The organism is Nitrincola nitratireducens (genome assembly GCF_000585235.1).
Lineage (GTDB): Bacteria > Pseudomonadota > Gammaproteobacteria > Pseudomonadales > Balneatricaceae > Nitrincola > Nitrincola alkalisediminis.
This window is the reverse complement of record NZ_AONB01000009.1, coordinates 51,599-63,493: the sequence shown is the minus strand read 5'-3', so window position 1 is coordinate 63,493 and position 11,895 is coordinate 51,599. Positions and strand designations below refer to the sequence as shown.

12 protein-coding genes and 1 pseudogene are annotated in these 11,895 nt (G+C 47.7%); 4 read left to right on the top strand and 9 right to left on the bottom strand.

Features of this window, described 5'->3' with window-relative positions; all coding sequences use genetic code 11:
• The first annotated feature begins 13 nt into the window (after nt 1–13).
• The gene (gene nirD / locus D791_RS09540) at nt 14–346 is read left to right on the top strand and encodes a nitrite reductase small subunit NirD (protein ID WP_051514388.1); all 333 of its coding nucleotides are present in this window, start codon (nt 14–16) and stop codon (nt 344–346) included.
• Here nirD and D791_RS21410 read toward each other — a convergent pair.
• The 4 genes from D791_RS21410 to ansA form a co-directional block, all read right to left on the bottom strand.
• Complete coding sequence (locus tag D791_RS21410; protein WP_272944827.1) at nt 343–471, bottom strand: hypothetical protein; 129 nt, start codon at nt 469–471, stop codon at nt 343–345. The two genes, nirD and D791_RS21410, sit on opposite strands and share 4 nt — an antisense overlap.
• Nucleotides 458–880, bottom strand: a complete 423-nt coding sequence (locus D791_RS21745) for a hypothetical protein (protein WP_337588624.1) — start codon at nt 878–880, stop codon at nt 458–460. Before D791_RS21745 ends, D791_RS21410 begins: the two co-directional genes overlap by 14 nt.
• 65 nt (nt 881–945) lie before the next feature.
• Nucleotides 946–1,269, bottom strand: a complete 324-nt coding sequence (locus D791_RS21740) for a helix-turn-helix domain-containing protein (RefSeq protein WP_337588623.1) — start codon at nt 1,267–1,269, stop codon at nt 946–948.
• Between the two features lie 109 nt (nt 1,270–1,378).
• Nucleotides 1,379–2,392: an asparaginase gene (gene ansA, locus D791_RS09530; protein ID WP_036510802.1), complete on the bottom strand. Its 1,014-nt coding sequence runs from the start codon at nt 2,390–2,392 to the stop codon at nt 1,379–1,381.
• Nucleotides 2,393–2,616: 224 nt separating this feature from the next.
• On the opposite strand from ansA, the pseudogene D791_RS09525 reads away from it, so the two are divergent.
• Nucleotides 2,617–3,539, top strand: a pseudogene (locus tag D791_RS09525) (glutaminase).
• Here D791_RS09525 and D791_RS20360 read toward each other — a convergent pair.
• From D791_RS20360 to dbpA, 3 genes are all read right to left on the bottom strand, one after another.
• A complete protein-coding gene (locus D791_RS20360; RefSeq protein WP_202806848.1) occupies nt 3,540–5,189 on the bottom strand; it encodes an EAL domain-containing protein in 1,650 nt (549 codons plus the stop codon). It abuts the pseudogene before it with no gap.
• Nucleotides 5,186–6,967, bottom strand: coding sequence for an ammonium transporter (amt, locus tag D791_RS20355; protein ID WP_202806847.1), 1,782 nt, complete (start codon nt 6,965–6,967; stop codon nt 5,186–5,188). The genes D791_RS20360 and amt overlap by 4 nt, the downstream gene beginning before the upstream one ends.
• Before the next feature lie 164 nt (nt 6,968–7,131).
• Nucleotides 7,132–8,511: an ATP-dependent RNA helicase DbpA gene (gene dbpA / locus D791_RS09515; protein ID WP_036510799.1), complete on the bottom strand. Its 1,380-nt coding sequence runs from the start codon at nt 8,509–8,511 to the stop codon at nt 7,132–7,134.
• 362 nt (nt 8,512–8,873) lie between these two features.
• Here dbpA and D791_RS09510 point away from each other — a divergent pair, with 362 nt between their 5' ends.
• Nucleotides 8,874–9,437, top strand: coding sequence for a TMEM165/GDT1 family protein (locus D791_RS09510; protein ID WP_036510964.1), 564 nt, complete (start codon nt 8,874–8,876; stop codon nt 9,435–9,437).
• A gap of 100 nt (nt 9,438–9,537) precedes the next feature.
• Here D791_RS09510 and D791_RS09505 read toward each other — a convergent pair whose 3' ends face one another.
• The gene (locus D791_RS09505) at nt 9,538–10,173 is read right to left on the bottom strand and encodes a 2OG-Fe(II) oxygenase (protein ID WP_036510796.1); all 636 of its coding nucleotides are present in this window, start codon (nt 10,171–10,173) and stop codon (nt 9,538–9,540) included.
• Between the two features lie 70 nt (nt 10,174–10,243).
• A complete protein-coding gene (locus D791_RS09500; protein WP_036510794.1) occupies nt 10,244–10,684 on the bottom strand; it encodes an NUDIX hydrolase in 441 nt (146 codons plus the stop codon).
• Between the two features lie 167 nt (nt 10,685–10,851).
• Between D791_RS09500 and D791_RS09495 the strand changes: the two genes are divergently transcribed.
• Nucleotides 10,852–11,868: an alpha/beta hydrolase gene (locus D791_RS09495; protein ID WP_051514387.1), complete on the top strand. Its 1,017-nt coding sequence runs from the start codon at nt 10,852–10,854 to the stop codon at nt 11,866–11,868.
• Nucleotides 11,869–11,895 lie beyond the last annotated feature (27 nt).

The window sequence follows — 11,895 nt, the reverse complement described above, 5'->3', positions numbered from 1 at the left end:
CTGCATCACTCCAATGGCAGAACGTTTGCATCGCAAGGATCTAGTGCCCCACTCAGGCATCGCTGTCATGCTTGGCAAGGAGCCTGTGGCTGTATTCTGGCTTCCAGGTCATGATACTGAGCTCTACGCGATTGGCCATACCGATCCTTTTTCCGGATCTGAAGTTCTTGCCCATGGCATTCTCTGTGAAAGTCAAGGCATCTGGTCTGTTGCATCACCCTTGTATAAACAACACTTTCGGTTAGATACCGGGCGCTGTATTGAAGCACCGGAGGTGGGAGTGGATGTTTGGGCTGTACGGGTTGAGCAGGACTGGGTACAAATAGGGAATATTTTGATTGGTTAAGGTTTTTCGTTAGTCATTTGTGCTTGGATGGCAAATGTTGAGCCCTGCTTGAACGCAGGGTTCAACAACATCAAGCCATCGAGTATGACGCCGTCTGCTTGTAATCGGTCTTTAATGTCGAGCACGAAAATGCCATTCTCCCGGTTGAATGTCATTAGCAACGGCCTGTTTGATACTCTCATCGATATCGGGTGAGTCAAGATCATACAACCCACAGAGTTTGAATGCTCGGCGTATATCAACGGATGGCCCCAGATATTCATAGACTACTCGTGCACAGCAGGGCATGCGCTCGCCACTGCCCGACACGCCTAACTTCAACCCTGTTAGCCGCGTGACGCGATTCTTAAAGGTCGGAAATAAAATGGTCTGCGTGATTTCTTGATCGGTGAGTGACTCGTAGTCGACCATAAAGATGCGATCAATCAAGAAGGTTGCAAATCCTAAGTACTTCCCATGATAGATTTTATCGTTAGGGCTTTCTTGCAAGCGTTCTGTGCGCTGGTAGTAGACTTTATCTTGCTGACGTTCCAAACAGGTTAGCATTCTGAGCAATTTGCCAGGATAGGCCATGGAAAGATGATATTCAAAATAATAGCCTAAGTATTTATCAAGCCTTGATGACCGAGTTGACCTAAGTGTTCTAAATGCTCAGTTTCAGGTGAGGCTCTTAGCTCATCGCTAGAGGGGCGTGGACGGACTTGAATCAACCGCAAAAACTGATTATGAGGGAGCAATATTTCATGTTCTTCGACACCGAAGAAATCACAAAAACGTCGAAGAGTGTTGGCTGACGGCTTCGCATGTCCCCCTAAATAACGGTTAAATTGAGGCCGATTCATTTTCATTCTGCGGCAGACATCCGCAATGGATTTATAGTAACTGCATAGAAGCCTTAGATTGCGAGAAAAGTCTTCAGTCATGGCATCTCTCCTATAAACCCAAATCGGCTGATATTGGCCGCTCGAGTGTTCAGTGTAACCCGAAAGGCGGTATCCGCTAAAGATAGGTGTTTCCCCTAGTCTATCGAGTTCAGACGGTCATTTCTCCTGCTAGAGGAAGGATAAGTCCTTGTCGCACGGCATCGATGGACTCATTCTGGCTGAGTAAAAAGTGCAGTTTTGTGAAGGCGGCTTCAAGGGTTAAATCCGCACCTGCAATGACACCAATTCGATTCAACGTTGCCCCTGTTGCGTAGGCACCTTGGCTCACCGATCCATACGCGCACTGGGTGATATTCAATATGGTCACTCCAGACGTTGATGCATGTGCTAGCACCTCAATAAAGTCTTTGTTGGCATCTGGAGGGTTGCCGGCTCCATAGGTCTGCAAAACTAACCCTCTTACCCCTGGACGCTCAACAACGGCTTTAAGAATCTCGGCGGAGATCCCCGGAAAGGTTTGAATCACGGCAACGGCATCAGGATTAAAGGTAGGGGCAAGGTGTGATGGTGCACGCTTTTTGAGTAGCAACTGGCTTTGAATCTCGATGTTAATTCCAATACTGCCTAACCAAGGAAAATTGGGGGAGTCGAATGCATCAAATCCGGCACTTTTTACTTTCGTACTGCGATTACCGCGCAAGAGCCGATTCGCGAAGAAAATACACACTTCGGGGATATTGTAATGACCGGCCAGCATTACGGCGGTGATCAGGTTTTCTGGACCATCACTTCTGGCCTCCATCATGGGGATTTGAGAGCCTGTTAAAATCACAGGTTTATTCATTCCCTGGAGCATGAATGACAGCATAGAGGCGGTATAAGCCATGGTGTCAGTGCCGTGAAGCAGTACGAATCCATCATACTCGTCCCAGTTTTGCATTAAGAGATGACTGAGTCGAGTCCAATCGTTGGGCAGGATATTTGAACTATCAATCAGCTGCTGGCATTCGATAATGTCATAGTGAGGGAGGTGTTGTAGACCACGGGCACGAAAAAGCTTGTTGATGAGCTTATGAAAACCCTTCATCGGGACATAGCCCTGCTCAGAGGGTTGCATACCAATGGTTCCACCAGAATAAATAATAAGCACTCGGCGTTTCATGATCATCTGTCCTATTATGTTTTTATCTGAGTATTTCAACATAGCCTCAACCGAGTTCACATTTGACGATTAGATGATGATAGACGCTCTTTGTAAGATAATCAGCAACAGATCGCATCACTCTCTGTTTTTAAGCCGATTTCTTTTAGAGCCATGGCATCTGAAATCACGTTAAAATAGTCAGACCAATCGATAACAACAATAGATCAACAAAGTGCCCCTTCATGATACAAGAATATTTAGATGACCTCGTTTTGACTTTATCCACAGAAAAAAATCGTGGCAAGGTGGCGGATTATATTCCGCAACTGGCGCATGTCGATCCGCATCAGTTCGGTATTGCGGTTTGCACCCCTGAGGGACAAATGTACTCGGCTGGGCAAGCAAATACCTTGTTTTCCATTCAGAGTATTTCAAAAGTCTTTACCCTTACGATTGCGCTTGGCAAGTTGGGGGATGGTATTTGGACGCATGTTGGGCGCGAGCATCGGGTGATCCATTTAACTCAATTGTTCAGCTTGAACATGAGTCTGGCAGGCCGCGTAATCCCTTTATTAATGCAGGTGCCATAGCGGTGGTCGATGCCATTATGATGGGGCATGCGCCAAAAGAAACACTTGCCGAGATCCTCAACTTCGTGCGCTTTATTTCGAATGACAATAGTATTTGCTTTGATCACATTGTAGCCGCGTCTGAAATGGCCCACCGTGACCGCAATGCCTCACTGGCGCATTTTATGAAGGCGTTTGGGCGTTTACGTCATGATGTAGACAAGGTGCTGGGGACCTATTTTCATCAGTGCTCCATTGCTATGAGTTGTGAGCAACTGGCAAGAGCTGGGCTGTTTTTGGTATCCGATGGGGTGGATAAAACAACGGGGATTCGTGTCGTGTCGGCCCAACGTGCCCGTCGTATCAATTCGTTGATGATGATGTGCGGTCACTATGATGGTTCTGGCGAGTTTGCTTACCGCGTGGGGTTGCCCGGAAAAAGTGGTGTCGGCGGTGGTATTCTTGCCATTGCTCCCGGTAAGGGCTCCATAGCTGTTTGGTCTCCAGGGCTCGATAAACTCGGGAATAGTTATTTAGGAACCCGAGCCCTAGAGCGTTTTGTACAACACACAGGTTGGTCTGTGTTTGGGCATTGATTAACGCGGCATGACTTTCACGCCGCCAATGGACTCTAAGGGTTCGGGGCGTGAGAGATAAAATCCTTGTGCATAGTCGACACCGATGCGGGCGAGAATCCTGAGCGTTTCAGCGTCTTCAACGCATTCAGCGATGGTTTTCAAGCCCATCAGATGACCTATGTTATTGATCGAGGCCACCATGGCTTGATCAATCGGACTGTTGGGTAAGTCTTGGATGAAAATGCCATCAATCTTTAGATAGTTCACGGGCAATTGTTTTAAGTAACCAAATGAAGACAGGCCACTGCCGAAATCATCGAGTGCAAATTGGCAGCCTAGAGACTTTAGCTCTTCGATAAAGGCAGCTGCATTTGATGGATCGGCAATGGCGGCCGTTTCGGTAATTTCGAAGCAGATATATTGAGCAGGAACGGCATGCTTGCGTATTTGGTCGCGGATGACGTTTAAACAGTCTTGGCGTCCAATAGACGCCCCCGATAAGTTGATCGCACAGAAAACAGGCTGTTGATTTCGTCTAAGTTGGTCGCCCATCCACGCCAGCGTATTGCGGATAACCCACTGATCAATTTTGGGCATCAGACCAAAGCGCTCTGCGGCTGGAATAAACGCACCCGGTGGAATGATTTCCCCTTCTTCATCCACCAAACGGGTTAATATTTCATAGTGAGGAATGTCCAGATGTGCCGTATCAAATGGGACAATCGTCTGAAAGTAAAGTCGAAACCTGTCACGATCCAAAGCGTTCTGAATGCGGCTAGCCCATTGAATCTGCCCTTTACGGAAGTGCAATTCTTGATCGTTCAGCTCAAATAAATGCACGCGATTTCGTCCAAGATCTTTGGCCGCATAGCAGGCGGTATCGGCATGGCTGAGAACCTCATCAAGTGATCCACAATCATGTGAAATAATCACCATACCAATGCTCACACCCACTGAAAAAACCTGCCCATCCCAGGAAAAACGGAAGTTTGTCACGGTCCGACGTAACTGCTCGGCAATCTGCAGACCTTTCTCCAGTGGGCAGTAGGACAGTAAAACGCCAAACTCGTCACCACCAAGACGCGCCAGCGTGTCGCTTTGACGCAGGATGGGTTTGAGTAAACTGGACAGCTGTTTGAGCAGCGCGTCCCCAGCGCGATGGCCACAGGTGTCATTGACCAGCTTGAATTGATCTAAATCCAGATAGCACAGGAGATGCTCGGCCCCTTGTGTTTGTGCTTCAATGATTAGACCTTCTAAACGCCGCTCAAACTCACGTCGATTGATCAGCCCTGTTAAGGTGTCATGGACGGCTTGAAAAGTGAGCATCTCTTGCAGTCGGTTGTTTTGGGTCATGTCTTGCAGGGCTATCACCCAACCCATGCTCTTTTTTTGTGTATCGAAAAGTGGCGAGCACTTAATTTGCACCTCAGCCGTCTTGCCGTGTTTGTTCCTCAGCTTAAAATAGCTGAATGATGAGTTTGACGTATTATTAAAGTGGGTATCGGTGCAAAGCGTTGATATGAGGACTCTGTCTCCATCACTGTCTTGCATGGGTAAGAGTGTGTCAATAGGGAGGCCAAATGCGGCCTGGGCCTCCCAGCCCAAAAGCGTACAGGCCATGGGATTCAAATAGACCGTATTTTTTTGGGCATCGCAGGTGATCACGCTTCGGTGATTGCTTCCAAGGTGACTTGTGCGAGTTCAGAGTGACGGTGCAAGCGTGCTTCCATGCGTTTTCGTTCGCTAATGTCTCGGATCAGCGCACTGTATTGTATACCTTCCTCGGTGGGGCTCGCTGAGGTGGTTACTTCAATAGGGAAGGGAAGAGATAGGTCGTTTTTAAACCCCACGAGTTCATGTGGGCCTTCATCTGGACTGCTGGCGAGTGTTACGAATAGATCATTTAAATGCGTGGCAGGAAAAAACTGGCGCGAGTCTTCATGCAACAGTAATCCGCTCGGTGAGCCAATGATGTCCTGAGCCGACCGTCCAAAAATCACTTCAGCCCCTGGGTTGGCGCTGGTGATAATGCCCTTATTTGAAAAGGTAATAATGCCGTCTTGCATATCCCTGACAATCAAGCGTGTGCGCATAATCATGCGATTGAGGTTCGACATCACACGATTGTATTGTGCTGCTATTTGTCCAACTTCGGTAAAGGGTTCAACCGGAACACGCTGTTTTAAGTCACCCGTGCGTTCTTGCTCTTGCATGCTCGATAACAGTTCGCTTAATTCTGTACGGGCACCGTGCTCTGAAAAATTCAGACCTTGGTGCTCGGCGTCTAAACTGACACGCAAAGGTGTGAGGCGCTTAAGTAGCTGCAATACTAAATAAGACGTTGGAAAAACAAAGAGTGCGCACGCCGCAATGCCAATAAGCTGGATGCCTATCCATTCAAACCGACTGAAGGGCTCGCCTAACGCATCTAAGTGGCCGAAAAGCGCCACCGCCAGAGTTCCCCAAATACCGGCTGCAAGATGAACAGGGACGGCTGAAATGGCATCATCAAGTTGGTAACGCAGCATTAATCGGTCGGTCATGAACATGACGAAGGCACCAATGGCACCAATCAGTGCAGCATGAGGTGTCGAAACTAAGTGGCAACCAGCGGTGATGGCGACCAGTCCGGCTAACGTGCCATTAATGGTGAGGCTTGTACTGCGAACCTTCTCTTTTTCGGCATTTGATAAAATCATGGCCATCATTCCACCCGCACAAGCCGAGATGATGGTGTTGACAATAATGCCTGCAATTTTTTCGTTGAACTCTAAGGTGCTGCCACCATTAAAGCCAATCCAACCAATCATGAAAAATAACATACCCAGAATGGCCAAAGGGAGATTGCTGCCGGGTATCTCCTGAGGTTTACCCTGAACAAAGCGTCCCGTGCGTGGCCCAATCACGATGACGGCTGCCAGTGCCACCCATCCTCCTAAACTGTGGACAACGGTGCTGCCCGCAAAATCCGTAAACCCCAGTGCCTCCAGCCAGCCAGATGTCGGGTTAATGGCACCACTCCACGCCCAGTGTCCAAACGTGGGGTAAAGAATCAAGCTAATGAGGGCGGTAATGAGAACGTAGACTTGAAAACGGCTGCGCTCAGCAATGGCGCCCGAGACAATCGTTGCTGCGGTGGCGCAAAAGGTCAGCTGAAACAGAAAAAAGCTGGCATGCCATAAACTATCATCAGTAAAGTCAGCCGCTAACCAGCGCAGATCAAGTGACCAGGCATCGTGTTGGCCAAACATAATGGTAAAACCTAGTAGCCAGAAGAGAAGTGCTGCAACAATTAAATCGAATGCATTTTTTAACGCTACATTGATGGCGTTTTTACTGCGCGTAAGACCTGATTCTAGGCACAGAAAACCGCCTTGCATCATTAAGACCAAGACGGCGCCAATCATAATCCATAACGCGTCGAGTGCACTCTTATCTATCACAAATCGGCCCCCGTTTTTTGTCCTGCCCTAAATGAGTGCGCTGAGAAAAACAGAGGTACTTCAAACAGGGAGTTAAGATGCTATTACTTGACCAGTATCTTAACTACTGCAGGAGTTGTGCCATAAAACAAAGGTTTAGTAGATAAGGACCACTTTTGAGTTTATTAAAGACGACGAACTTTAAAACTACGGCCCTTGATTTTGCCCTGTTTTAAAAGCTCAAGAGCACGTGGTGAGACTGCACGCTCTATGGCCACATAGGCCGAGAAATCAGTGACATTGATTTTTCCAATCGCATCGCCTGTGAGCTCACCAGAGGCGGTTAGAGCGCCTAAAATATCGCCAGGTCGGAGTTTGTCTTTCCGTCCTCCTGCAATGCATAAAGTGGTCATTTTAGCGGGTTCGGGCACCTTATCGGGAGAGGGGGAAGCCAGAGGTTTAAGCGCTTTGATTGCTTGCGTTTGCAACTCTTCGATGCGCTTTAAACGATAGGTTTCACGGTCTGAACACAGGCTAATGGCCATCCCTTGACGTCCGGCTCGTCCTGTGCGGCCAATGCGATGGGTATAGACGGCAGGGTCAGCGGGTAAGTCAGCATTAATGACTAGGTCGACACTGTCAATGTCTAAGCCACGAGCGGCTACATCTGTTGCAAACAAATAGCGGCAGCTGCCATTGCTGAAGCGAATGAGGACTTGATCACGATCTCGTTGCTCTAAATCACCATGTAACGCTAGGCTTTTAAGTCCATAGTTACGGAGTGCGGCCACCATATCGCTGCAGGTTTGCTTGGTGTTGCAGAAAATAATCGCAGCTTCAGGGGCGAAGTGTTGCAACAGTGCGGCAAGTGTCTCTGTTTTGTCTTGATTTTTGTATGTGATATAGGCTTGTTCGATGGTGCTGTCATCATGTTGGCTTTCGACACTGACACGCAGAGGGTCAAATTGATAAGCCGCACTCATTGCCTCAATCGTGTCTGGATAGGTAGCCGAAAAAAGAAGTGTTTGGCGTTTCTCGGGTGTCGCGCCAATGATAAAACGAATATCGTCTTCAAACCCCATGTCGAGCATGCGGTCAGCTTCATCGAGAATCAGGGTGTGCAAGGACTCAAGGTTAAGCGTTTGTTTGCGTAAATGATCGCGTAAACGTCCAGGCGTACCAATGACGATATGAGCCCCGTGTTCCAGTGAGCCAATTTGAGGGCCAATGGGTTGTCCGCCACAAATGGAAACAATTTTAATATTATCAAGGTAGCGTGCAAGTTTTCGAAGCTCTGTGGCGACCTGCGTCGCTAATTCACGAGTTGGACATAAAATTAGACCCTGTACTCCGAAAAAGCGAGGATTGATTTTTTCCAATAGACCGATACCAAATGCGGCTGTTTTACCGCTACCTGTTTGGGCTTGAGCGATGATGTCTCGACCTTGGAGTATGACGGGTAAGCTTTGCTGCTGAATGGGCGTCATGGCGGTGTAGCCCATTTGAGCGAGATTCTCTAAGGCTTTAGGGGGTAGCGGGAGTTGGGCAAAATCTTCAGGTTTCACAGGATGTCCACATTTTAAATTTGAGTGGGAATTATAGCATGCGCTGAGTGCTGTGCGTGAAGGCTATGATCATCGAACATGAACCTTCTGATTTCTTCCTCCACAGATTGACGACATCTGAAGGGCGGTTAGGCGTTTGACATTTAGATCAAAGCTCATTAGCATAACCTCACTCTTAGGGGAGTAATCTCTTGGTATTTCGTTGCCAAGGCGTCAGCCAACATACTTGAGCCACATGCTTATGGTTGCCGCGCTCAGTGATTCATGCAGTGAGATTGATGAGACCTAAGGTATTAATACACCTACCGGGGCCGGACGTGTATTCATACCTTATGGTTAATCGTCTGGCCCCTGGTGTCATCATGGAAGCGTTTTTGTTCTCAACCCTTGCCGTTGCTTTAGCCGAAGTGGGCGATAAAACCCAGCTTCTTTCCTTGTTATTAGTGGCTAAATTCCGTAAACCTTGGACCATTTGTTGTGCAATCTTAGTTGCAACTCTGATTAACCATGGTGCATCGGCTCTATTTGGCGATTGGCTGTCGAATCTTTTGTCGGGCAATTGGGCAATTTTGCTGTTAGCGATAGGCTTCTTTGCCATGGCCGCCTGGATATTGATTCCCGATGAAGAGGAAGATGTGGGCCAACAGTATGCGCGTTGGGGGGCATTTGGAGCGAGTTTTGTCTTATTTTTCCTAGCGGAAATAGGCGATAAAACACAGATCGCCACCGTTATGCTGGCCATTAAGTATGAAGCGATTGTAGCGGTGACGCTCGGAACAACACTTGGCATGATGTTAGCGAATGTGCCGGTTGTGTTTGCAGGGCAATGGCTACTGGAACGTCTAAATTTCACAGTGTTTCGTCGAATTGCTGCAGGTGTTTTCGTATTGATGGGAGTATCGCTATTGGTGTCTCTGATTCTCTAGTACGCTCGAATATATAGGCTGATGGTCATTCAGGGCTGATGACGCTCAACATGCCCCCACTCTCGATTTGACCAAGGTGAGAGTGGGTGGCTTGTGCAGATTAACGCGGAGGATCGATCTGGTCACCGAGCGTATTGTTGACGCGATACCATCCGGCAATACTGTATCTGTCTCGATAGGCTGTGAGCACTTCATGTGGAAAACGGTCGCTTAAAAAACACACCAAGGTTCCAGATTCAGGGAGAACGCATTCAATGGGTGTGTCACCTGTTTCAGGGTAAAGGATCAGTTCACCACCTTCATCTTTTTGCCAATCTTTATTCAAATAGACCACGGTGGTCAGCACCCGGTTGGTGCGTCCTTTGAACGCATCAACATGGCGTTTGTAGAAGGCGCCAACAGGATAATGCGCAAAATGCGCTTCATAATCAAACAATCCCATAAAAAGACGTTGATTGAGGGCTGAGCGAAGGGTATCCATCCAGTTGAGATAGGTGTTTTCGGTAGGGTTGTTTTGACTCAGCCAACGAATTTGATCTCGTCGTATTTGGGTGTTGATTTGATGATCTTGTTCTCGACCAATGCCGGCTCGTTTAAAATCCTCATCATCAAGTTCTTGAATACGGGAGCGTAACTGACAACAGAGTTCAGCCGGGACGCCTTGGTGCAAAATGGCATAGCCACGATCGACGAGTTCGTCGGCCAGAGTATCGAAAAAGGCAGTGTGTTGATTCATGAAAGTGTGACCGAACATAGAGTGACAGAGCGCGATTTATACACTGAAGTCGATGTTGGGTCACGTGTTTTTATGACTGTATGATTTCAAGTGGAAACGCATTGCCAGCAAGATCATCTTCGATCAACTTCATGACCAGATCGCTGCGTAAACGACCCGCTAATTGCAGTGCTTTAATTTCAGAAAGCGTTAGCCAGTGGCAGGCGATGATGTCTGGATCCAAAGGGGTGGATAGGTCTTCTAAAGCATCTGCTCTAAAACCAAAGCGGTAATAGACCTTTTCAGGATGAAGGGTTAAAAGGTAGATGCCGATTAGATGTTTGGGTTTTACGCGCCAAGCGGTTTCTTCTTGGACTTCTCGTATGCAGGCGGCTTCAGGTGTCTCACCTGCTTCAATGTGGCCTGCGGGTTGATTGAATACGCTGTTGTTGGGGTTGCCTTCTTCGACCATTAGATAACGATCATTTCGGCGAATTAATGCAGCGACGGTAACATGGGGTTGAAAGGCCATTGATGCTTTCCTTAATATCTATCTTGTGAAAAGTCTGTCATCCTGCTGTACGCATTTTTCGTTATAAAAGATGAACCTTGATTGACATGAATGCTCCGTCGAAGATACAACTGTCATATTAGTTCATAATCATAGGTCTATAATAATAGGATACGAAGGATGAGCCTATGACCATTTTCACCGAATCGCCCCTATCAGACCCCTTTAGTTCGGCATACAGCGACCAGATGCCAGAGTTTACGGCCTCCAGTGTACGCTCTGAGCTTGAACCTTTTGATCCCTCGCAACCGACGTTGTGCGATCGCCAAGTGCGCGCCTATCGGCATCACTATGGTTTCGACACATTGCCCGATGATACAGACTATTCTATTGGCATTGAGTCGATTCAGCAGGCACAACTGGTTGTGCAGTATTTTCAATCACGCGCAGCTCTGGGCACAGTCGTGATTGTACATGGGTATACCGATCATGCGGGCTTATACCGCAGCCTCATTGATTATCTTCTTCGGCTGAAATGGAATGTGCTGATTTATGATTTGCCAGGCCATGGTCTGTCACTCGGTGACCCGTTAGGCATTGATGACTTCAAGACCTACGTGACACAGTTGAATCATGTCTTACAAACCTACCGCGCCATCATGGGTAAGCGTTTGGTATTGCTTGGGCAGAGCACGGGTGCGGCCATTATCATGAGCCAGCAGATTATGCCCGCTATGCATCTGATGCAGCCTCTTGATATTGATCAGCGTATTCTCTTAGCGCCTTTGCTGCGTCCAGCACGTTTTGAACGAATTAAGAAGCTGTATGCGCTTTTAGGATGGTTTCGTCGGCGCTATAAACGTGATTTTACAGATAACTCAGGTGATCCTGAGTTTCTGGCGTTTGTACGTCAGCGTGATCCCCTGCAGTACACGCACTTTTCGATGAACTGGATTCGTGCCATGTTAAAGTGGGTTCCTGTCATGGAGGCTCAAAGAGGAGTGGAGGGGGCTCCATTAATTATTCAAGGAGATGAGGATATGACAGTGGACTGGCAACATAATTTGCCTTTATTTGAACGCATCTATACGAACGCTGAAATCTTTCTGATTCAGGGTGGAAGGCATCATCTGGTGAACGATGCGGTAAAAATTCGTAAGAAGGTATTTGTTAAAATACAGGAGGCTTTGTCAAAGCTGAGTTAGCCTCATCTCATTGACCGATAAAGTTGA

What these genes read in the sequence shown, in the direction of transcription:
- nirD (WP_051514388.1), top strand. Translation starts at nt 14, where the DNA reads ATGGCAGAACGTTTGCATCGCAAGGATCTAGTGCCCCACTCAGGCATC.
- D791_RS21740 (WP_337588623.1), bottom strand. Translation starts at nt 1,269, where the DNA reads ATGACTGAAGACTTTTCTCGCAATCTAAGGCTTCTATGCAGTTACTAT.
- ansA (WP_036510802.1), bottom strand. Translation starts at nt 2,392, where the DNA reads ATGAAACGCCGAGTGCTTATTATTTATTCTGGTGGAACCATTGGTATG.
- D791_RS09510 (WP_036510964.1), top strand. Translation starts at nt 8,874, where the DNA reads ATGGAAGCGTTTTTGTTCTCAACCCTTGCCGTTGCTTTAGCCGAAGTG.
- D791_RS09505 (WP_036510796.1), bottom strand. Translation starts at nt 10,173, where the DNA reads ATGAATCAACACACTGCCTTTTTCGATACTCTGGCCGACGAACTCGTC.
- D791_RS09500 (WP_036510794.1), bottom strand. Translation starts at nt 10,684, where the DNA reads ATGGCCTTTCAACCCCATGTTACCGTCGCTGCATTAATTCGCCGAAAT.
- D791_RS09495 (WP_051514387.1), top strand. Translation starts at nt 10,852, where the DNA reads ATGACCATTTTCACCGAATCGCCCCTATCAGACCCCTTTAGTTCGGCA.